At 72.0% G+C, this 19,276-nt stretch carries 22 protein-coding genes and 1 riboswitch; of the genes, 10 read left to right on the top strand and 12 right to left on the bottom strand.

Annotated features, from left to right (window positions below; all coding sequences use genetic code 11):
• The first annotated feature begins 4 nt into the window (after positions 1-4).
• The 6 genes from Dvina_RS03435 to Dvina_RS03410 all read left to right on the top strand — a co-directional run bounded on the left by Dvina_RS03435 (position 5) and on the right by Dvina_RS03410 (position 4,334).
• Positions 5-838 carry a beta-keto acid cleavage family enzyme gene (locus Dvina_RS03435; RefSeq protein ID WP_223100914.1) on the top strand — a complete coding sequence of 278 codons (834 nt, stop codon included), beginning with the start codon at positions 5-7 and terminating at the stop codon, positions 836-838.
• Positions 839-909: 71 nt separating this feature from the next.
• Positions 910-1,857 carry an asparaginase gene (locus tag Dvina_RS03430; RefSeq protein WP_223100913.1) on the top strand — a complete coding sequence of 316 codons (948 nt, stop codon included), beginning with the start codon at positions 910-912 and terminating at the stop codon, positions 1,855-1,857.
• A gap of 77 nt (positions 1,858-1,934) precedes the next feature.
• The gene (locus Dvina_RS03425) at positions 1,935-2,579 is read left to right on the top strand and encodes a helix-turn-helix domain-containing protein (protein ID WP_223100912.1); all 645 of its coding nucleotides are present in this window, start codon (positions 1,935-1,937) and stop codon (positions 2,577-2,579) included.
• Entirely contained in the window at positions 2,576-3,052 is a 477-nt protein-coding gene (locus Dvina_RS03420; RefSeq protein ID WP_223100911.1) for a hypothetical protein, read from the top strand. The genes Dvina_RS03425 and Dvina_RS03420 overlap by 4 nt, the downstream gene beginning before the upstream one ends.
• Before the next feature lie 68 nt (positions 3,053-3,120).
• On the top strand, positions 3,121-3,447 hold the full coding sequence (locus tag Dvina_RS03415) for a DUF2516 family protein (protein WP_223100910.1): 327 nt from the start codon (positions 3,121-3,123) through the stop codon (positions 3,445-3,447).
• Positions 3,447-4,334 carry an alpha/beta fold hydrolase gene (locus Dvina_RS03410; protein ID WP_223100909.1) on the top strand — a complete coding sequence of 296 codons (888 nt, stop codon included), beginning with the start codon at positions 3,447-3,449 and terminating at the stop codon, positions 4,332-4,334. The genes Dvina_RS03415 and Dvina_RS03410 overlap by 1 nt, the downstream gene beginning before the upstream one ends.
• 55 nt (positions 4,335-4,389) lie before the next feature.
• Here Dvina_RS03410 and Dvina_RS03405 read toward each other — a convergent pair whose 3' ends face one another.
• The 4 genes from Dvina_RS03405 to Dvina_RS03390 form a co-directional block, all read right to left on the bottom strand.
• Positions 4,390-5,127 (bottom strand): alanyl-tRNA editing protein, encoded by a 738-nt coding sequence (locus tag Dvina_RS03405; protein WP_223100908.1) that lies wholly within the window; start codon positions 5,125-5,127, stop codon positions 4,390-4,392.
• Between the two features lie 91 nt (positions 5,128-5,218).
• On the bottom strand, positions 5,219-5,647 hold the full coding sequence (locus tag Dvina_RS03400) for a hypothetical protein (protein WP_223100907.1): 429 nt from the start codon (positions 5,645-5,647) through the stop codon (positions 5,219-5,221).
• A complete protein-coding gene (locus tag Dvina_RS03395) occupies positions 5,644-6,204 on the bottom strand; it encodes an RNA polymerase sigma factor (RefSeq protein WP_246655998.1) in 561 nt (186 codons plus the stop codon). Before Dvina_RS03395 ends, Dvina_RS03400 begins: the two co-directional genes overlap by 4 nt.
• Before the next feature lie 65 nt (positions 6,205-6,269).
• Positions 6,270-7,511, bottom strand: a complete 1,242-nt coding sequence (locus Dvina_RS03390; protein WP_223100905.1) for an AI-2E family transporter — start codon at positions 7,509-7,511, stop codon at positions 6,270-6,272.
• A 157-nt stretch (positions 7,512-7,668) separates the two neighbouring features.
• On the opposite strand from Dvina_RS03390, the gene Dvina_RS03385 reads away from it, so the two are divergent.
• The gene (locus Dvina_RS03385) at positions 7,669-8,001 is read left to right on the top strand and encodes a GroES family chaperonin (protein WP_223105292.1); all 333 of its coding nucleotides are present in this window, start codon (positions 7,669-7,671) and stop codon (positions 7,999-8,001) included.
• Here the strand turns inward: Dvina_RS03385 and Dvina_RS03380 are convergent.
• Positions 7,992-9,410, bottom strand: coding sequence for a PrsW family intramembrane metalloprotease (locus Dvina_RS03380; RefSeq protein WP_380027224.1), 1,419 nt, complete (start codon positions 9,408-9,410; stop codon positions 7,992-7,994). The two genes, Dvina_RS03385 and Dvina_RS03380, sit on opposite strands and share 10 nt — an antisense overlap.
• Before the next feature lie 386 nt (positions 9,411-9,796).
• Positions 9,797-9,912, top strand: a riboswitch (SAM riboswitch).
• Between the two features lie 40 nt (positions 9,913-9,952).
• Between Dvina_RS03380 and Dvina_RS03375 the strand changes: the two genes are divergently transcribed.
• Positions 9,953-11,149 carry an aminotransferase class V-fold PLP-dependent enzyme gene (locus Dvina_RS03375; protein WP_223105290.1) on the top strand — a complete coding sequence of 399 codons (1,197 nt, stop codon included), beginning with the start codon at positions 9,953-9,955 and terminating at the stop codon, positions 11,147-11,149.
• On the opposite strand, the gene ligD (Dvina_RS03370) is transcribed toward Dvina_RS03375, so the two are convergent.
• Positions 11,129-12,016: a non-homologous end-joining DNA ligase gene (gene ligD, locus Dvina_RS03370; RefSeq protein ID WP_223100904.1), complete on the bottom strand. Its 888-nt coding sequence runs from the start codon at positions 12,014-12,016 to the stop codon at positions 11,129-11,131. The two genes, Dvina_RS03375 and ligD (Dvina_RS03370), sit on opposite strands and share 21 nt — an antisense overlap.
• Positions 12,009-12,950: a non-homologous end-joining DNA ligase gene (gene ligD / locus Dvina_RS03365; protein ID WP_246655997.1), complete on the bottom strand. Its 942-nt coding sequence runs from the start codon at positions 12,948-12,950 to the stop codon at positions 12,009-12,011. The genes ligD (Dvina_RS03370) and ligD (Dvina_RS03365) overlap by 8 nt, the downstream gene beginning before the upstream one ends.
• A gap of 199 nt (positions 12,951-13,149) precedes the next feature.
• On the opposite strand from ligD (Dvina_RS03365), the gene ku reads away from it, so the two are divergent.
• A complete protein-coding gene (ku, locus tag Dvina_RS03360; protein ID WP_223100903.1) occupies positions 13,150-14,100 on the top strand; it encodes a non-homologous end joining protein Ku in 951 nt (316 codons plus the stop codon).
• On the opposite strand, the gene Dvina_RS03355 is transcribed toward ku, so the two are convergent.
• From Dvina_RS03355 to Dvina_RS03335, 5 genes are all read right to left on the bottom strand, one after another.
• Positions 14,003-14,545, bottom strand: a complete 543-nt coding sequence (locus tag Dvina_RS03355; RefSeq protein WP_223100902.1) for a hypothetical protein — start codon at positions 14,543-14,545, stop codon at positions 14,003-14,005. The two genes, ku and Dvina_RS03355, sit on opposite strands and share 98 nt — an antisense overlap.
• Positions 14,542-16,176 (bottom strand): fatty acid--CoA ligase, encoded by a 1,635-nt coding sequence (locus Dvina_RS03350; RefSeq protein WP_223100901.1) that lies wholly within the window; start codon positions 16,174-16,176, stop codon positions 14,542-14,544. The genes Dvina_RS03355 and Dvina_RS03350 overlap by 4 nt, the downstream gene beginning before the upstream one ends.
• Before the next feature lie 111 nt (positions 16,177-16,287).
• Complete coding sequence (locus tag Dvina_RS03345; protein WP_223100900.1) at positions 16,288-17,814, bottom strand: MDR family MFS transporter; 1,527 nt, start codon at positions 17,812-17,814, stop codon at positions 16,288-16,290.
• Positions 17,811-18,314 (bottom strand): MarR family winged helix-turn-helix transcriptional regulator, encoded by a 504-nt coding sequence (locus Dvina_RS03340; RefSeq protein ID WP_223100899.1) that lies wholly within the window; start codon positions 18,312-18,314, stop codon positions 17,811-17,813. Before Dvina_RS03340 ends, Dvina_RS03345 begins: the two co-directional genes overlap by 4 nt.
• A 108-nt stretch (positions 18,315-18,422) precedes the next feature.
• Positions 18,423-18,818: a winged helix-turn-helix domain-containing protein gene (locus tag Dvina_RS03335; RefSeq protein ID WP_246655996.1), complete on the bottom strand. Its 396-nt coding sequence runs from the start codon at positions 18,816-18,818 to the stop codon at positions 18,423-18,425.
• A 194-nt stretch (positions 18,819-19,012) separates the two neighbouring features.
• Here Dvina_RS03335 and Dvina_RS03330 point away from each other — a divergent pair, with 194 nt between their 5' ends.
• Positions 19,013-19,249 (top strand): hypothetical protein, encoded by a 237-nt coding sequence (locus Dvina_RS03330; protein WP_223100897.1) that lies wholly within the window; start codon positions 19,013-19,015, stop codon positions 19,247-19,249.
• The last annotated feature ends 27 nt before the right edge of the window (positions 19,250-19,276 follow it).

The following is a 19,276-nucleotide window of genomic DNA, read 5'->3' as shown; positions in this document are numbered from 1 at the left end:
CGTGATGACAACGACGTTGATCACGGTGGCCCCGACCGGCGCGGAGATCCGCAAAACGGACGCGCCGGCCCTGCCCGTGACCCTTGACGAACTGGTGACGACGGCCCGCGACTGCGAGGCGGTCGGGGCGAGCGTCATCCACGTCCACATCCGCGACGACGCCGCCGACCCCACCCTGGACCTCGGCCGCCTCAAGGACACCGTGGCCGCCCTGCGCGCCGGCAGCGGCCTGATCGTGCAGCTGTCCACCGGAGGGGCGGTCACCGACCCCGAGGAGGACCGGCTCCGCGTGCTCGAGGCCCAGCCCGACATGGCCTCGTGCACGATGGGCACCGTCAACTTCGGCGACGACGTGTTCCTCAACCGCTGGGCGTTCATCGTCGACCTGCACACCCGCATGCAGGAGCGGGGCATCGTCCCCGAATACGAGATCTTCGACCTGGGCCAGCTCACCGCCCTGCAGCGCCTGCTCGACAAGCACGGCCTCCCGGCCGGCGGCCACGTCCACGTCGACCTGGTCATGGGCGTCCCGGGCGGGATGCCCGGCACTGTCGCCGCGCTGGCCGCCTGCGAGTCCGCGATCAAGGACCTGCCGGCGGGCACGACGTTCTCGGCGACCGGCATCGGCCGCTCCTCGCTCCCGGTCCTGCTGGCCTCCCTCGCCGCGGGCGGCCACCTGCGGGTCGGCATGGAGGACACCGTCACCTACGCGAAGGGCCAGCCCGTCGAGAGCAACGCCCAGCTCGTGGCCCGGGCCACCGGCTTCGCCCGCCTCGCCCAACGCCCGCCGATGACCCCCGCCGACGCCCGCACGCTCCTCGGGATCGCCGATGTCTGACCACGGCCCGGGCCCCGCTCCGGTCGACCGCCGCGCCGCCCATATCCCGCACACGCTGTTCGGAGCCTCTCGTGACTGATCTCTACGCCGGCGGGGAGCTGCTCGCCGAGGTGGTGCGCAACGACGTCGTGGAGAGCCGGCACCACGGGTCGGTCGTCGTGCTCGGGGCGGACGGGGAGGTCGCGGCCTGGGCCGGGGACGTGCTCGGGCCGGTGTTCCCGCGCTCGGCGGTCAAGCCGCTGCAGGCGGTCGGGATGCTGCGGGCCGGGCTCGCGGCGGACGGCCCGGAGCTGGCGCTCGTCGCGGCGAGCCATCGCGGGCAGGGAGTACACCTCGCGGGGGTTCGCGACATGCTGCACAGGTCCGGCCTCACGGTGCAGGACCTGCGGTGTCCGCCCGACTATCCGCTGGCCGAGGACGCCCGCGACGCCGTGGTCCGGGCCGGGCACGGGCGCGAGCGGGTGTTCATGAACTGCTCGGGCAAGCACGCCGGGATGCTGCGCACCGCGAAGGTCAACGGCTGGCCGCTCGAGACCTACCTGGAGGCGGACCACCCGCTCCAGCGCCGGCTGGCCGACACGATGGCCGAGCTGGCCGGGGAGCCGATCGCGGCCATGGCGGTCGACGGGTGCGGGGCGCCGACGCCGGCGTTCTCGCTGCGCGGGCTGGCCTCGTCGTTCCTGCGGCTGGTCAGCGCGGCCCCGGGCAGCCAGGAGCGGGCGGTGGCCGACGCCATGCGGGAGCACCCGCTGCTGGTCTCCGGTGAGGACCCCGCGGAGGACGACACGCGGCTCATGCGCGCGGTGCCCGGGCTGCTGCTCAAGGGCGGCGCCGAGGGCGTGGCGGCGGCCGCCCTGCCCGGCGTCGGGGCGGTCGCGCTCAAGATCGACGACGGGGCGATGCGGGCCCGCTTCCCGGTGCTCGCGGCCGGGTTCGGCCGCCTCGGGGTGAACCTGCCGGGGCAGGTTGCGGTTTTGGGGGGCGGGCGCCCGGTCGGCGTGGTTCGCTCGGTCTGGTAGGCGTGACCGGCTTCACGCTAGCCAGAGTTAGCGTTTTGCTTGCAACCAGCTAGCACTCCGCGCTACCGTCGGTAAGCGTGAACGAAGAGCCGCGCGACCTGGGTGGGTTCATCCGTGACCTGCGCCGCAACGCGCGTATCTCGCTGCGGCAGCTCGCCGAGCAGGCCGGAGTGAGCAACCCATACCTGAGTCAGATCGAACGTGGCCTGCGCAAACCAAGCGCCGAGGTCCTGGCCCAGCTCGCGAGCGCACTGCGGGTGTCAACCCCGCTGATGTACCTGCGGGCCGGGCTGCTGGAGCGCGAGGGGCACGATGTGCTGGCCGCGATCGCCGCGGACAGTGACCTCACCACGGCCCAGAAGCAGTCGCTCACCCAGATCTACGAGACGTTCCGCCGGGAAAACGCGCGGAACTCGACGGACCTGGCCGACGACGGCCGCGCGCCCGACAGCGACCGGGCTTCCGGTGGCGAACTGGCCCTCGACGGCGCACCAGCCGGCGCTGTCGAGCCCGGACGAGCCGGGCGTCCCCGCACGGGGACGGGACCTGTCGCGCCGGACCGGGCCGAGCGCGGCCGGCGCACGGCCGCGCAGTCACCTGAACCAGGGCAGGCACCCAGCCCGCCCGACGCCGGCGGGGCCCACGTCCCGTCCGGACCCGAGCGCGCAGGCACCGACGCGCCCGTTACCCAGCCGACCCGTTCCCAGGAGGAGTCGCAATGAGCACGGAGACCACCACCAAGAGCACCACTCGCAAGATCCCCACCCCGCTCTACGCCGCCGCCGGCGCCGGCGACCTCGCCTACGAGCAGCTGCGCAAGCTGCCGGCCCAGGTCGCCCAGCTGCGCGCCCGGGTCGAGGAGTTCCGCCCGGCCGTGGCCGACGCCGGCCTGCGCAGCGACCTCAACCGCCTCAGCGACGTCGCCCGCCGCAACGCCGCCACCTTCCTGGCCACGGCGCAGCAGGGCGCGCAGGTCGCGCAGGACCGGGCGCTGGCCGTGTACACCGGCCTCGTCGCCCGGGGCGAGAAGGTAGTCAGCACCGCCCGCGGCGCCGAGGCGAAGGTCGAGCTGGAGCCGGCCTCCAAGGAGGTGACCGCGCTGGTCTCCACCACCGGGGAAGCCGACCCGGCCGAGGTGGGCACGCCCGCGGCCGTGAAGAAGACCGCCGCCAAGAAGGTCGCCCCGAAGAAGTAAACGGGTTTTGTCAGAGCCCTCCGGCACCGTCGTACACGGGCCGGAGGGCTTCGGCATAAGCTCGTTGCATGGTGAGTGCCGTCCCGATCTTTTACGCCCAGGTCGAGAATTACATCTCCATCACCGTGTGGATCTTCTGCCTGGTGCTCGGAGCCGCGGCCTTCCTGCATTGCGTGGTCCAACGCACCGATGCGTTCCCCGCGATCGGCACCATGTCCAAGTCGATCTGGCTGGCCCTGATCGGCGGCGGCGAGCTGCTCACCGCGATCTCGCCCAACCTGCAGCTGGGCTACCTGGGCATCTTCTCGCTCATCGCGGCCGGGATCTTCTCGGTGTACCTGCTCGACATCCGCCCCGCCCTGCGCGACGCGGTCGACGGCCACGGCTCCTGGTAATGGATTTCCGCTGGCCGCCCCCGCCGGACGGGCGCCCTGACCGGTTCCGCCCGCCCGTGACAAGGGGTCCGCAGACTGGCCGCCCCACGCTCCCGGCGCCGCCGACCGAGCTCGTGGCCACGCCGCACGGCGTCGAGCTGGAGCAGCTGGTGACCGGCGAAGGCGACCCGGTGACGGTGTTCGCCCACGGCCTGGGCGGCGGGATCGCGGAGACCCGCCCGCTGGGCAGCGCCGTGCGGGGCCGGAAGGTCTTCTTCCAGTTCCGCGGCCACGGGCAGTCCGCGGCGCCCGGCGGCACGTGGACCTACCTGGACCTGGCCCGCGACCTGCGGGCGATCGCCGACCTGACCGGCGCGACCCGGGCCCTCGGCGTCAGCCTGGGCGCCGGCGCCCTGACCCGGCTCCTGGCCGACAACCCGGGCCGGTTCGAGCGGGTCGTCTTCTTCCTGCCCGCGGTCCTGGACTCGCCGCGGCCGGCCGCCGCCCAGGAGCGGCTGAGCGCGCTGCTGGAGGCGATCGAGGCCGGCGACGCCGCCTCCGTGGCCGACGTCATCGCCCAGGAGATCCCGTCCCAGCTGCGCAACTCCCCGCCGGTCTGGGCCTTCCTGCGCCAGCGCCTCGACCAGCTCATGCGCGACGGGCTGGCCGCGGGCCTGGCCAGCCTCCCGCAGCAGGCCGCGCTGGACGACCGCGCCGCCCTCGCCACCGTCACCGCCGAGTGCCTGGTCATCGGCTGCCGCGGCGACGACCTGCACCCGTCCGCGGTCGCCGAGCAGCTCGCCGCCGCCCTGCCCAAGGCCGACCTGCACATCTACGAGCGCCCGGGCATCCTGTGGACCCAGCGGGCCGACCTGCGCACCCGGATCTCCGACTTCCTGAACGCCTGACGAACCCCGGCCGAGCGGCTCGTCCCCTCGCCCGTGGCCCGGGGCCTTCGCGGCGTCAGTCGGTCAGGCGGATCCGGACTCGGCGGTTGGCTTTGCCCTTGCTCTCGACCTTTACGACGGTCAGGCGGCCGATCTGGGCGGTCGACGCCACGTGCGTGCCGCCGTCCGCCTGCGTGTCCAGGCCGATGATGTCGACGATGCGGATCTCCTGCTCGTCGGCCGGGATCAGGTTGGACTGGGTGCGGATGATGTCCGGGAGCGCGAGCGCCTCGTCGCGGGCCAGGACCTTCGTCACCACCTTGCGGTCGGCGCTCACCTCGGCGTTGACCAGCTCTTCCAGGCGGGCCTTGAAGTCCGGCGGCACCTCGGGCAGGTTGAAGTCCATGCGGGCCTCGGCCGGCTCCATGCTGCCGCCCGTGACGAGGGCGCCGAAGTCGCGGAACACCACGCCGCACAGCACGTGCAGGCCGGAGTGGGTGCGCATGAGCTTGGTCCGGCGGTCGTCCTCCACAGCGCCCGTCACCTGGGTGCCGACCGGCGGGAGCGGGTCACCCTCGACCGGCAGGAGGTAGAGGTCGTCGGCCTTGCGGGTGCCGGCGATGCGGGTCTGGACGCCCTGCCAGAGCAGGACGCCGTGGTCCGGGGGCTGGCCGCCCCCGCCCGGGTAGAACGCCGAACGGTCCAGCACGATGCCGTCGTCGGCCGACGAGTGCAGGACCTCGGCGGTCCACTCGCGCAGCGTCGGGTCGGCCAGGTCGAGCCGGTGCGTGCGGCCGTGATGTGTGACACCCATGAGAGCCGACTATATGCGGCGGGTCGGTCCGGCCCAGTACTTCAACGTCGTCATGCAATACAGAACCCGTCCGACCCCATTCTGATACGCGTCAGAGGGTCAGCCATTCGGTCACTACCGGCGAGCCGATCGACCGGGTCAGCCGCAGGCGGAACAGCCCGGCGGGCAGCGGGCGCAGCGCGAACCAGCCCAGCTCGTCCACCGGCGCCGTGAGCGCGGTGCCGGTGCCGCCGTCCCGGGTCGTCAGCTCGATGGAGCCCGGCCCCGGGGGCGCGACCTGGCCGACGAGCGCGTCCTCGGTGGCCTCGAGCTCGATTGTCACGTCCCCGGCGCGCAGCGTCCAGACCCGTTCGGAGCCACGCATCAGGGCGGCCGCCGGTTCGGTGATCGTGGCCAGTTCGGCGTCGACGCTCCGCCAGGCGAACGCGGCCCGGCCGGCGGCGCGGAACGACTCCGGGACCCGCGCGGCCTCGGTGACAGCGGCGCCCAGGTCGGCCAGCAGGCGGTCGTCGCCGGTCATCCGGTCACCTCCGTGAGCAGTGGGGCGAGGGCCGGGTCGCGGCGCAGGTGCTCGAGGCAGCGCCGGCGGCTGGGCCCGATGGCGCCGACGGCGATGCCGAGGTCGGTGCTGATCTTGGCGTACGGGGTCGGCGGGTCGGCGAACAGGCGCGACAGCAGCTCCCGGCAGCGCTCGTTGAGCTGCGCGAAGGCGGCACGGAGGGCGATCGCGCGCTCCTGGACGACGAGGAAGTCCTCGTCGGCCCGGGTGTCGGGGCCGTCGACCAGCTCGGCCGGAATGTCGCGCCGGCGGGTGCGCAGGACGCGGAGGCACTCGTTGCGCGTGGTCGTCGTGAGCCAGCCGGGGAGGGCGGCCGGCTCGCGGATCGTCGCCAGCCGCTCCACCAGCCGCAGCCACACGGCCGCGCCGGCGTCCTCGGTGTCGGCGTCCTGGAGGCGGTACCGGCGGCAGATGCCGTAGACGAGCGGCGCGTAGCGGTCCACGAGCGCGTTCCAGGCGGCCTGGTCCCCGGCCCGCGCCCGCTCGACGAACGTCACAAGCGCCGGGTCGTCACGCATGGCCTCCATCATGCATCGCATAGCGCCCTACGGAGCCCCCGACCGGCGGGCTGATACACATCCGGCTAGTCGGAGGAGACGATCACCGCGTCCGGTGGGGGCTCGGCGCGGTGCTGGACCAGGTGGCGGATGCCCGTGTTCAGGACGGCGACAAGGGGGACGGCGACGAGCGCGCCGATGATGCCGGCCAGGACCACGCCGGTGGCGATGGCCACGATCACGGCCAGCGGGTGGACCGACACGGCCCGGCCCATGATCAGCGGCTGCAGGACGTGGCCCTCCAGCTGCTGGACGGCGATGACGCCGATGAGTACGACAAGCGCGGTGATCGGTCCTTCATCGACGAGCGCCACGAGGACGGCGACGGCACCGGAGACGGTGGCGCCCACGATCGGGACGAAGGCGCCCAGGAAGACCAGGGTGCCGAGCGGAAACCAGAAGTCGACGTGCAGGAAGAACAGCAGCAGGCCGATGCCCAGGGCGTCGATGAACGCGACGAGGACCGTGGCCCGCACGTAGGCGACGAGGGTGCGCCAGGACGCCTCGCCGGCCCGGCGGATCGGGTCGCGGGCCGGTGTCGGCAGGATGCCCGTCACGAAGTGCCAGATGCGCTTGCCGTCGCGCATGAAGAAGAACGTGACGAACAGGATCAGCAGCATCAGCGCCAGGAACTCAACGGTGGCCGTGGCCGTGTTGACGGCGCTGTCGGTGAGGCTGCCGCGGTTGTCGTTGAGCCAGGTCGTGGCCGCGTCGAAGGTGGCGTCGAGCTGGCGGCCGCTCAGGTGCAGGGGGCCGGTGGTCAGCCAGTCCTGGATCTGCTGGACGCCGATCGACGCCTTCTCGGCCAGCGCCGGGAAGCCGGCCACGAACTCGCTGATGACCAGGGTGAGCACGCCCGCGACCGCGCCCAGGCCCATGACCAGGACGAGGAAGGCGGCAAGCGACGGGGGCAGCTTCACCCGGCGGCGCAGGAAGGCCATCACCGGGGCCAGCAGCGCCGAGAGCAGCAGGGCGATGCTGAGCGGGATGAGCACCGTCTTCAGGCGGCCGACAAGCCACAGCAGCACCGCGGCGGCGGCGATCAGCAGCAGCAGGCGCCAGGACCAGGCGGCGGCGATGCGCAGACCGTGCGGTACCTCCGCGTCGTCCTTGCTCGTCGTCGTGGCATGGTCCAGGTCCCGGACCGGCGCGGGCGGTGCCGGGTCGGGCTCTTCCGCGGCGGCCAGCTCACGCTCGGCCTTGGCCGCCTCCAGGCGCTGGATGTAGGCGCGGCGCAGATTCGCGCGCACCCTGTCGAACCGGCCCACTCACAGCCCCCTTGCCCCGCCCACCGCCCCGTACGGCCTCCCACGTTAGACCGGGTCGCGCGGCGGTTGCACGTACCGAGGCGGTAGCGTCGCAAGCGTGACAGCCCAACCAGCCGCTGGTTACCACGCGTCCACCGACGTTCCATCCACCGTCCCGGTGGACAACCCCCAGGGCGACGCGCTGCCGATCCGGCTCCTGCACGACCGCGTGCTCGTCAAGCTGGAGGGCGCCGAGGGCGAGCGCCGGCACATCTCCGGCATCGTGATTCCGGCCACCGCCTCCGTCGGCAAGCGGCTGTCGTGGGCGACGGCGGTCGGCGTCGGGCCCAACGTGCGCTCGATCGTCTCCGGCGACCGGGTGCTCTTCGACCCCGAGGACCGCTCCGAGGTCGAGCTGCAGGGCCGCGACTACGTGCTCCTCCGCGAGCGGGACGTGCACGCGGTCGCGGCCCGGCGGGTCGAGCCGGACTCGACGGGCCTCTACCTGTAGTAGGGCATCGCAAACGCCGGCGGCGGGGGGATCGGCGGGGCCAGCGGGACCGGGACGGGTACCACCGGAGAGGCCGGAGCGTCCAGGACGCGCACGACGCCGTCCGGGAACGTGATGTGGTACCGCGCCCCGTCCCACACCGCGCGCGGTGAGGCCGGGTCGCGGCCGACGAACACGTGGCGGTAGGCGTCAAGGGCGGTCAGCAGCTGCCGCTCCTCGGCCAGGGCCTCCATCCGCCGCTTCGGCTCCTTGTCCAGGCCGCGGTGCAGGCCGTCGCGCAGCAGGGCGAGCCGGGTCGCATCGAACTGGAAGGCGCGCATGGCCTTGGCCCCCGCGTCGCCGGCCACGCGCTTGGCCCAGCGGCGGGCGGAGAGCCGGCGGCCGAGCGTGCCCAGCGCGAAGACCTCGGGCGGGGAGAACCAGCCGGCCCGGGAGTACTCGCCGAGGACGCGCTCGGTGAGCTTGCCCTCGTTGGAGCGCAGCCACAGCGCGAAGCCGACCATGCACAGGAAGATCGGCATCATCACCGCGAAGTATCCGTAGAGCAGCACCCAGGCGCTCGTCGTCGCGACGACCGACATCAGGTTCCAGGAGCCGTGCAGCATCATCGCGACGAGCAGGCCCGCGAGCGGGGCCAGCCAGCGCACCGCCTTCGCCGAGGAGCGGGAGGCGACGCCGAGGCCGAGGCCGGTCATCGAGGTGAACAGCGGATGGGCGAACCCGGTCATCAGGATGCGCACGATGAAGATGCCGACAAGCGCCGCGGCCCCGGTCGCGGGCCCGGACTTGTCGGCCGTCTCGCCGTAGCCCTTGAAGCCGAGGTACAGGATGTTCTCGACCATCGCGAACCCGGTCGCCGACAGTCCGCAGTAGACGATGCCGTCGATGATGCCGGAGAACGCCCGCGGCCGCCGCCAGAACAGCAGCACCGGGCCGAGCGCCTTCATGCTCTCCTCGATCAGCGGCGCCACCAGCACCGCCACGAGCGCGTCGGAGAAGCCGGCCTTCTCGGCGAAGTAGGAGCCGGCGGTGTTGACGACGAGCGCCACGGCTGTCGCCACGAAGGCGCCCCAGCCGAAGACGAAGACGAGGTACTTCACCGGCTCCGGCTCGTAGCGGTCCAGCCACAGGAAGCAGGAGACGAGCACCGGCACCGGGATGATGGCCGAGGAGATGCCGATGACCAGGGCGGTCCAGCCGCCGTTGAAGCCGAAGAACGTGAGCACGGCCACGCCGCAGGCCGCGATGAACCCCATGACGCCGATGAGCGTCCAGAGGCGGCGGCGGTCGGAGCGGCGGGCGGGCGGGGCGGCGGCCAGCGCGAGAGCGGCCGTCGGGTACTCCTGCTGGCCGGTCCTCGGCTCGCTCGCCTCGGTCACGTTGGGGACCGCGACCATCTGGGGGAGCACCGGGCCCTGGCCCGACGCGGCCTGACGCGACCACTCCGAGCCCGGCGGCGCGGAAGCCGGCCCGGCCGGGGTGGGCGGCGCGGAGGCGGGATAGGACGCCCCGGACGCGGGGTAGGGCGGCGGCGCACCCCAGGCCGGCGGCGGGGGTGGGGTGTCAGTGGGCGGCGGGGGTGGGGTGTCAGTGGGCGGCGGGGGTGGGGTGTCACTGTGCGGGAGCGACGGGGGGCCCGCCGGGGAAGCCTGCGGCGGGCCGCTCGGCGAGGCCCACGGGTTTGCGCCCGATGTGGGAGCGGCGGGCGGCCCGGACGCGGGCTCGGGCGCGGACGGCGTCCCATTCGGCGGGAGATCGCTCATGGGGCAACTTTATCCGCGGTACCGTCGGCATAGGTCATGAGTGCCAGCGCACAGCCCCGGCTTGCTGGCCGGCAACCCTCGCGTTCGCGGCGGGGTGCCCCGGGTGATGACCCGGCCCGGCGCGCGATGTGCCGGGCAAGCGCGAGCATCAGAGGAGTGCGCCCGTGTCGACCCATGACGCTGTCCAGATCCTGACGCCCGGCGAGGTCAAGCTCGCCGACGGCCGATCCGTCGAGTTCGCCAACCTCGACGTCGCCGCCACCGCCCCCTGCCTGCGGGTCGTCGCCGACGCCGTGGCCGAGCTGCTGCCGTTCTACGGCAGCGTGCACCGGGGGGCGGGGGCGCTGTCCGAGCGGTGCACCCGGGAGTACGAGCAGGCCCGCGAGACCGTGGCCGACGTCCTCGGGCACGGCCCGGGCGACACGGTCGTCTTCACCCGCAACACCACCGACGCGTTCAACCTGCTGGCGCGGGCGGTCCCGGCGGGCACCACCGTCGTCACGTTCGACTCCGAGCACCACGCCAACCTCCTGCCCTGGCGCAACGCCGTGCGGCTGCGCGCGCCGCGCTCGCCCGGCGAGGCCGTCGCCGACCTCCGCGCGTGCCTGGCCGAGCTGGAGGGCGACGTCCTGGTCAGCGTCACCGCCGCCGGCAACGTCACCGGTGAGGTGTGGCCGGTCGAGCGGCTCGCCGCGGTGGCCCACGGGTCGGGCGCCCGTATCGCCGTCGACGCCGCCCAGCTCGCCCCGCACGCGCCGGGCCGGCTGGCCGGGCTGGGTGCGGACTACATCGCGTTCTCGGGGCACAAGCTGTACGCGCCGTTCGGGGCCGGGGTCCTGGCCGGGCGGGCCGACTGGCTGGACGCGGCCGAGCCGTACCTGGCCGGCGGCGGGGCCGGCGCGCACGTCGCCGACGACGGCACCACGCGCTGGGTGACCGGCCCGGCCCGCCACGAGGCCGGCACCCCCAACCTGCTGGGTGCCGTCGCCCTCGCCACCGCCCTGCGCTTCCTGCACGAGCGTGACCTCGCCACCGGTGAGCAGGCCCTGCTGCGCCGGCTCCGGGAGGGTCTCGCCGCGCTCCCGCACGTGCGGGAGCTGCGCCTGTTTCCGGCCGACGCCGAGCGGGTGGGGATCGTGTCGTTCACGGTGGCCGGCCGCGACCCCGGCGAGCTGGCGGTGACGCTTGGCCGCGAGCACGGCATCGGGGTGCGGGCCGGGTTGTTCTGCGCGCACCCGCTCACCCGCCGCCTGCTCGACGACGACGGGCCCGCGCAGCCGGAGCCGGCAGTGCCGGCGTCGTCGAGTGGTCAGGCCATCCGGGCGAGCTTCGGCATCGGGACGACGCCGGAGCACATCGACCGGCTACTCGCCGCACTCCAGTAGGTCGCCAAGGGTCTCGACGCGCTCCAGCACGACGGATGGGGTCAGGTCGGTGGCGGTGAGCTCGCCGGCCTCGACCTCCGCCCAGGTCAGCGGCGCGCTCACGGTCGGGACGGCGCCGGCGCGCAGTGAATAGGGCGCGACCGTGGTTTTGAAGGCGTTGTTCTGGCTCCAGTCGATGAACACCTTGCCCGGGCGGAGCTGTTTCGCCATTTTCGACACGATGAGCCCGGGGTGGGCCCGGGCCAGTTCGTCGGCCACCTCCTTGGCGTAGCCGCTGATGTCGTCGGCGGATTCGTCGCCGGGTAGCGGTACCACCAATTGCATGCCCTTCTTGCCGGACGTTTTCGCGCAGCCGGAAAGGCCGTCGACGGCCAGGCGCTCGCGCAGCAGCAGGGCTACCGCGTAGCACTCCGGCAGGCCCGCGGGCGGGCCCGGGTCCAGGTCGACCACCATTTGATCGGGGTCGAGGGCGTGGCCGCCGGCGTCGACCCGCCACTGCGGCGTGTGCAGTTCCAGGGCGGCCAGGTTGGCCAGCCACACTATTGTGGCCAGCTCCTCGGCCACGATGAAGTCGATGTTCTCGCGGTTCTTGGACGAGCCGGGGACGGGCAGGCGGACCGTGCGCACCCATTCCGGGGTCGCGGCCGGCGCATTCTTCTCGAAGAAGCCGGCGCCCTCGACGCCGTTCGGATAGCGGGTGCGGGTCAGGGGGCGGTCGCGCAGATACGGCAGCAGTGTCGGCGCGATGCGCGTGTAGTAGTCGAGCACCTCGCCCTTGGTGAAGCCGGCCTGCGGATACAGCACCTTGTCGAGATTGGAGATGTCGAGCCGGCGGCCGTCCACCTCCACGTGCAGGCGCTCAGGCATCGCGGACCTCCTCGGCGGTCAGGTCCGGGCGGATGCGCAGGAACCGCGGGAAACGCAGCCGGCCGTCGCGCGTCCGGTGGCTGAACTTCACTTCCACGACGAGGTGCGGGGTGACCCAGACGGCTCCCCGGGCGTCTTCTCGCGGTACCGATGAGCCGAACGGGTTCTGCCGGGCCGACAACGGCTCGAGCGCCGCCAGCAGCGACCGCTCGGCCGCGCCGGAAATACCGCCGCCGACCCGGCCGCGATAGGCGAGCCCGCCCGGCGCCGGCACCCCGACCAGCAGCGCTCCGAGCGCGCGCTTGCCCGGCCGCCAGCCGCCGACCAGGAACTCCGCGCTCTCCTCGAGCTTGACCTTTATCCAGTCGGACGTGCGGATCCCCGGGTGGTACTGCGAATCCGCCCGCTTCGCCACAACGCCCTCGAGCTTGTTCTCGACGCTCGCCGCGACCGTCGCCGGCCCGTCGTCGAAGGACGGCGGCACCATCGCGCGGGGCCCCAGCGCCAGGCGCTCGAGGCGCTCGCGGCGGCGGCGGTACGGCAGCGTCAGCAGCTCGTCACCCTCCGCCCGCAGCACGTCGAAGACGAGGTACGTCACCGGCACCGTCGCCGCCAGGCGGGCCGCCCGCAGTGGCTCACGCACGTGCATCCGCTCGGCCAGCACCTGGAACGACGGCTGCCCGGCCGTGTCCATGGCCACGACCTCGCCGTCGAGCACCGAGTCGGCCAGCCCCCGACCGACCCCGGCCAGCTCGGGATAGGCGGCCGTCACCTCGGCCCCGCTGCGGGCGAAGAGCCTTGTCGCGCCGTCTTTGACGACCGCGATCGCGCGAATGCCGTCCCACTTGAACTCGTATACCCAGCCGGGTCCGGAGGGCAGCATTCCGGGCGACGCGAGCATCGGCACCGGCGGCGTCACCACGAGTAACACCATAGATGCACCCAGCCGGGTTTCACGGCAGCTACGCAGGCAAAACCCGGCCGGGGCCCGCATGCACCCAGCCGGGCTTTACGGCCGCTACGCAGGTAAAACCCGGCCGGGGCCCGCATTCGCCTGCGAGTTCCTCGCGCCCGGGTCAAAACGATGACAAGCTGAGGATTCGTTGGTGCTTACCAGGGGGAAAGGATCTCCAATGCGCGCGATCTGGAAGGGCGCGGTCTCCTTCGGGCTGGTCTCGATCGCCGTCCGCCTGTATTCGGCGACCGAGGAGAAGGACATCCGCTTCCACCAGGTGCACCGCGACGACGGCGGCCGCATCAAGTACAAGCGCGTGTGCTCCGTCGACGGCGAAGAGGTCGCCTACGACGACATCGCCAAGGGCTACGACCTGGGCGGCGGCGAGATGGTCATCCTCACCGACGACGACTTCGCCGAGCTGCCGCTGACCACGAGCCGCGCGATCGAGGTCCTGGAGTTCGTCCCGACCGAGCAGGTCGACCCGATCCTGTACAACAAGGCGTACTACCTGGAGCCGGAGCAGACCGCGGCCAAGCCCTACGCCCTCCTGCGCGACGCATTGACAAACGTCGAGCGCGTGGCGATCGTGAAGGTCGCCCTCCGCCAGCGCGAGCAGCTGGCCACGCTCCGGGTCCGCGACAACGTGCTGGTCCTCAACACCATGCTCTGGCCGGACGAGATCCGCGCGGCCAAGTTCGACATCCTCGACGAGGACGTCACCGCCCGCCCGGCCGAGCTGGCCATGGCCGGCTCGCTCATCGAGTCCATGGCGGCCGACTTCGACCCCACCTCCTACACGGACAACTACCGCGAGGCGCTGCAGGAGGTCATCGACGCCAAGGTGGCCGGGCGCGAGGTCGTCCAGCCGGACGAGGCCGAGGAGGCCCCGGCCGCCGCCGTCGACCTGATGGCCGCCCTGCGCGCCTCGGTGGAGCGGGCCCGGGCCGCCCGCGGCGAGGAGCCCGCCGCCGGCTCCTCCGCCGACGATGAGGACGACGACGACAAGGACGCGAAGAAGCCGACGCCCATCAAGAAGGCGGCGGCGAAGAAGGCGGCGCCGGCGAAGAAGACGACGGCCGCCAAGAAGGCCCCGGCGAAGAAGACGGCTGCGAAGAAATCCGCGTGAAGTAGACGGTCGCCGACGCCCGGTCGAGCAGCAGCCCTCCCCCGACGTCCACCCACTGCGGCGCCGGCGGGGCGAACTGACGCAGGTCGGCCGGGACGTCCGGGGCGGGCGCGGCGTGGCCCTCGGGCGCCGCGGCCGCGCGCTCGGCGGTGACGAGGGCGAAGCCGTTCATCTCGTAGTCCATCTCGCCGATCTGCGGGCAGCTGCGGGCGCGGGCCTCGTGCTCCTGCCAGTGCACGCTCAGGATCGGGAGCAGCTGCGGGTACAAAATCTCGATCCTGGCTTTTTCCGTGAAGACGGCGGTCTTCGGCGACCGCGTGAGGTCGGGGCAGCCGGCCAGCCCCGGCACCCAGTCGCGCAGTGCCAGGGCCACGCCGCAGAACGAGATCACGCACGCCACAACGGCGGCCGTGATCGCCAGAGCGACCTTTACCGAGCGCGTCACCCGTTGATCTGTACCACCTCGAGTGAGCCGCCCGCGTAGTCGGAGCGGACGCGCTTCTTGTCGAACTTGCCAACGCTCGTCTTCGGGACGGCCTCGATGAACGACCAGCGCTCCGGGAGCTGCCAGCGGGCGACCTTCGTCAGGAGGAACTCGCGCAGCGTCTCGGCGTCGGCCGCGGCGCCCTCCTTGAGCACGACCGTGGCCAGCGGGCGCTCGCCCCACTTGTCGTCGGGGACGCCCACGACGCACGCCTCGAGCACCGCGGGGTGGGCCATCAGGGCGTTCTCGAGGTCGACCGAGCTGATCCACTCGCCGCCGGACTTGATGACGTCCTTGGCGCGGTCGGTGAGGGTGAGGTACCCGTTGGGCGTGAGCGTGCCGACGTCGCCGGTGCGCAGCCAGCCGTTGTCGAACTTGTCCGGGTCCGGCCCGTCCTCGCCGATGTACTGGGCGGTGATCCAGGGTCCGCGGACCTCCAGCTCCCCGACCGCCTTGCCGTCGCTGGGCATGGCCTCGCCGGTTGGGCCGACGATGCGGGCCTCGACGCCGGCCGGGACGCGGCCCTGCGTGTAGCGGTAGGCCCACGCCTCCGGCCCGTCGACGCCGAACGGGGCGCGGGCGATCGAGCCGAGCGGGGACATCTCCGTCATGCCCCACGCGTGGATGACCTGGATGTCGTACCGCTCCGCGTACGCGTGCATCAGGGCGGGCGGGCAGGCCGAGCCGCCGATCACGACCTCCTGCAGCGAGGAGACGTCGGTCGGGTTCGCGTCGAGGTACGCCAGCAGGTCGGTGAAGATCGTCGGCACCGCGCCGGCGAACGAGGGCTTCTCGACCTCGATCATCCTGGCCAGCGGGGCGGCCTGCAGGAACCGGTCGGGCATGACGAGCTGGGCGCCGCTCATGAGCGCGGCGTAGGGCAGGCCCCAGGCCATCGCGTGGAACATCGGCACGATCACCAGGTTGCGCATCTGCGGGCCGAGGCCGAACGACTCCGCCATGCACACCTCCATCGAGTGGAGGTAGATGGAGCGGTGGGAGTACGCGACGCCTTTGGGGTTGCCGGTGGTGCCGCTGGTGTAGCAGAGCGCGGCCGCGTCGTCCTCGTCGACCTCCGGCCAGTCGAACGTGTCCGGCCGGCCCTGGAGGATCTCGTCCCAGGCGTGCACCTCGACGCCGTCCTTGACGAGCTTCGACGTGTCACCGCCGCCGACGACCACGATGTGGCGGATCGTGCTCAGGTGCGGCAGGACGCCGGCCAGCAGCGGGATAAGCGTCGAGTCGACGATCACGACCCGGTCCTCGGCGTGGTTGGCGATGTAGATCAGCTGCTCGGGGAAGAGCCGCAGGTTGAGGGTGTGCAGCACGGCGCCCATGCTCGGCACCGCCAGGTACGCGATCAGGTGCTCGGCGTTGTTCCACATGAGGGTGCCGACCCGCTCGTCGCCGGTGACCCCGAGCCCGCGCAGCGCGTGGGCCAGGCGGGCGGCCTGGCGGCCGACCTCGGCGTAGCTGGTGCGGCGAGCACCCTCGCCGGTCCAGGTGGCGACCTCGGAGTCACCGTGGACGGTGCTCCCGTGCTGCAGAATGCGGGAGATCAGGAGGGGTGTCTTCATCATCGTGCTGCGCATGCCTGCAAAAGTAATGTGCGCTGCGCCACATTGAAAACCCAGCAGTAACAAAATGTCCGGACGCGTTTACCCGTCCGGACATTTCGTCGTTTTTCGTATTTGCGCGGTGTTTCAGAACGCCGCGACTTTGGCTTCCATATCGGCGGCCGGCTCGGTGGACTCGACAGGCGTGGCGCCCTGCAGCGGCCGGTCCGGCAGCGCCAGCGTGATGAGCGTGCCGACGAGCGCGACGACCGCGGCCGCCAGAAACACCGGGTGCAGCGCGTTGACGAACAGGTGCTCGACCATCTGCAACTGCGCCGGGGGAAGCGCCCGGACCTGCGACGGCGCGTTGATCGACACCCCGCCACCGGCCCCGCTGAGCTTGCTTGTCATCACCGCGCCGAGCGCGGCCACACCGACCGAGCCGCCGAGCGAGCGGAAGAACGTCGCCGCGGACGTGCCGGCGCCCATGTCCCGCAGCTCCAGCGAGTTCTGGACGGCCAGGATCAGCGGCTGCATGGCCAGGCCGAGGCCGACACCGATCACCGTCATGTAGATGAACGCCTGCCACAGCGGCGTGTCGACCTCGAGGCTCGTGAAGAGCAGAAGCCCGGAGCCCATGACGACTGTACCGGCGACCGGGAACCACTTGTATCGCCCGAGCTTCGAGATGACGCGCCCGGACACGATCGACGTCACGATGACGCCGGCCATCATCGGCAGCATCAGCAGGCCCGAACGGGTCGGCGTGGCGCCTTTCACGATCTGCAGGTACAGCGGGACGTAAATGATGGATCCGAACATCGCGAAACCGAGAATGAATGTCGCGGTGTTGGACAGCGAGAATGTCGCCCGCTTGAACAGTCGCATCGGCAGGATGGGCTCCGCCGCCCTGAGCTCGACCACGATGAACAGCGCGGCCAAAACGGCGAATGCGGCGAGCAGGCCGATGATTTTGGCGCTGTCCCAGGCGTAGCCGTCGCTGCCGCCGAGCGAAAGCGCGAGCAGCAGCGCGCTCGACCCGGCCACCATCAGCACGGCACCGAGGTAGTCGATGCGGTGCTCGCGGCGGGTGTGCGGGACGAGGCGCAGGACGCGGGCACAGACGAAGAGCGCAAAGATGGCCAGGGGTACGTTGATGTAGAAGATCCAGCGCCAGTCGTGCTCGGCGAAGTAGCCGCCCACGAGCGGGCCCGCCACCGACGAGATGCCGAACACGGCGCCGAACAGGCCCTGGTAGCGCGCCCGTTCCCGCGGCGCCACCACGTCGGAGACGATCGTGAACGCCAGCGTCATGAGGCCGCCGGCCCCGATCCCCTGCAGCGCGCGGGTGGCGATGAGCTCGGGCATGTTCTGCGAGAGCCCGGCCAGCAGCGAGCCGACCAGGAACGTCGCGATGGCGAACAGCAGCACCGGGCGCCGGCCGAACAGGTCACTGATCTTGCCGTAGAGCGGCGTCGACGCGGTCGAGGCCAGCAGGTATGCGGTCACGACCCAGGAGTAATGCTCGAGGCCGCCGAGGTCGCCGACGATCGTCGGCAGCGCGGTGCCCACGATCGTCTGGTCGAGCGCGGCGAGCAGCATCCCCGTCATGAGGCCGCCCATCAGCAGCAGGATCTGCCGATGGGAGAGGGTGGGCCGGGTTTCGGTGGTCATCGAGCGTCTCTTTCGGTCGGCAGTCGTTCCGCGATCGATTCGTTGAGCCGGGTGAACAGCGCGGCGAACTCCTCGCGCTGCTGCGGCGTCCAGTCAGCGAGCAGGTCTTCCCAGATCGCGAGCCAGCGGGCCCGGTTCTCGGCGAAGACCTCCCGGCCCAGCACGGTGACCTCGACGAGGCTGGCCCGCTTGTCGGACGGGTCCGGGAAGCGTGCGACGAGCCCGGCCGTCTCCAGCGCGGCGACCTGCCGGCTGACGGTCGAGAGGTCGAGGCTCACCTCGCCGGCGAGGGCCGACAACCGGAACGGCCCGTCGACCGCGATCCGGTTCAGCAGCATGTAGGCGGGGCGCTCGAGGCCGCGACCGGCCTCGTTCCACTTGAGCGTGGCGAAGAGCCGCTCGGACAGCCGGATGAACTTCCCGACCTGCCGGCCGATGTCGGCGCCGGCCGACTCCGTCTCCGCCGACGCGGCCCGGGTCGCCTGGCTGTCTTCGGACACGTTCCCGCCGATCCCACTCGTCGTCGATACTTGCTTGCTACAAGCATCGGTTCGCGGGCGGCGAGGAACAACTCATTTACGCGTGATGCGCGTTACCCCGGGTCGAGCTCAGCTTTCGGCGGGGCCGAACTCGTAGCGGTCGGCCGGGTAGGCCTTGTCGCCGACCACGAGCACCGGCACGCCTTCCTGCATGCTGTGCTCTTTCTTCTCCGCCGGCGTGGGCATGCGGGCGGTCACCATCTCGCCGGGGTGCAGCCAGACCCGCTCGCGCGGCTGGAGGGAGCGCACCCGGCTGCGGTAGCCGCGCTTGCTCTCGACGAGGCCCTCGCTGCGCAGGTGGGCCATGGCGTCACGGATGGTGTCGCGGCCGACGTCGTGCTCCTCGGCCAGGTACTTCTCCGAGGGCAGCAGGCTCCCGGGCGGCAGCTCACCACTGATGATCTGTTGCCGAATCGCGTCCGCGACCTGCCGATACAACGACAGGCCGGAGCTCCGGGAGATCATGCTGGCGACCATACGAATGTCAATCGGCAGCGAGTATTGTGGCCTTAGGGCCGCACGGCTACTATGTTGCTCAGCGCGGGGCCCCGGCTGGGCGGTCAGGGCTTCGCGCTCCCAGATCCGGGGTGTGGCGCCCGTCCCCTTTGCTGCGAGCCGCACGGACGCCACACCCCACCTGACCGCGGGAGGCACGCGCGATGCTGGACCACGACGAGGAACTGAGCCCGGCCGTCTCCCTGGATCTGCGCGCCATCACGACCACGATCACCAACGACGAGGGCGACCCAATCCTGCTGATCGACGACGGCGACGTCCAGGTCGAGTTCAGCTCCGGCATGAACGGCGACTGGAAGGACGCCATCACCGGCGCCCAGCGCATGGCCTCGGCCGCCCTGGAGTTCGCCGCCGTCCTGCGCCGGACCCCCAACGCCTGACCGTCAGGCGCTCACCACCACCGCTTC

Origin of the sequence: Dactylosporangium vinaceum (assembly GCF_019904175.1) — a bacterium.
Taxonomy (GTDB): Bacteria; Actinomycetota; Actinomycetes; order Mycobacteriales; family Micromonosporaceae; genus Dactylosporangium; species Dactylosporangium vinaceum.
The sequence above is the reverse complement of the archived record's forward strand: the minus strand, read 5'-3'. Positions and strand labels throughout refer to the sequence as shown.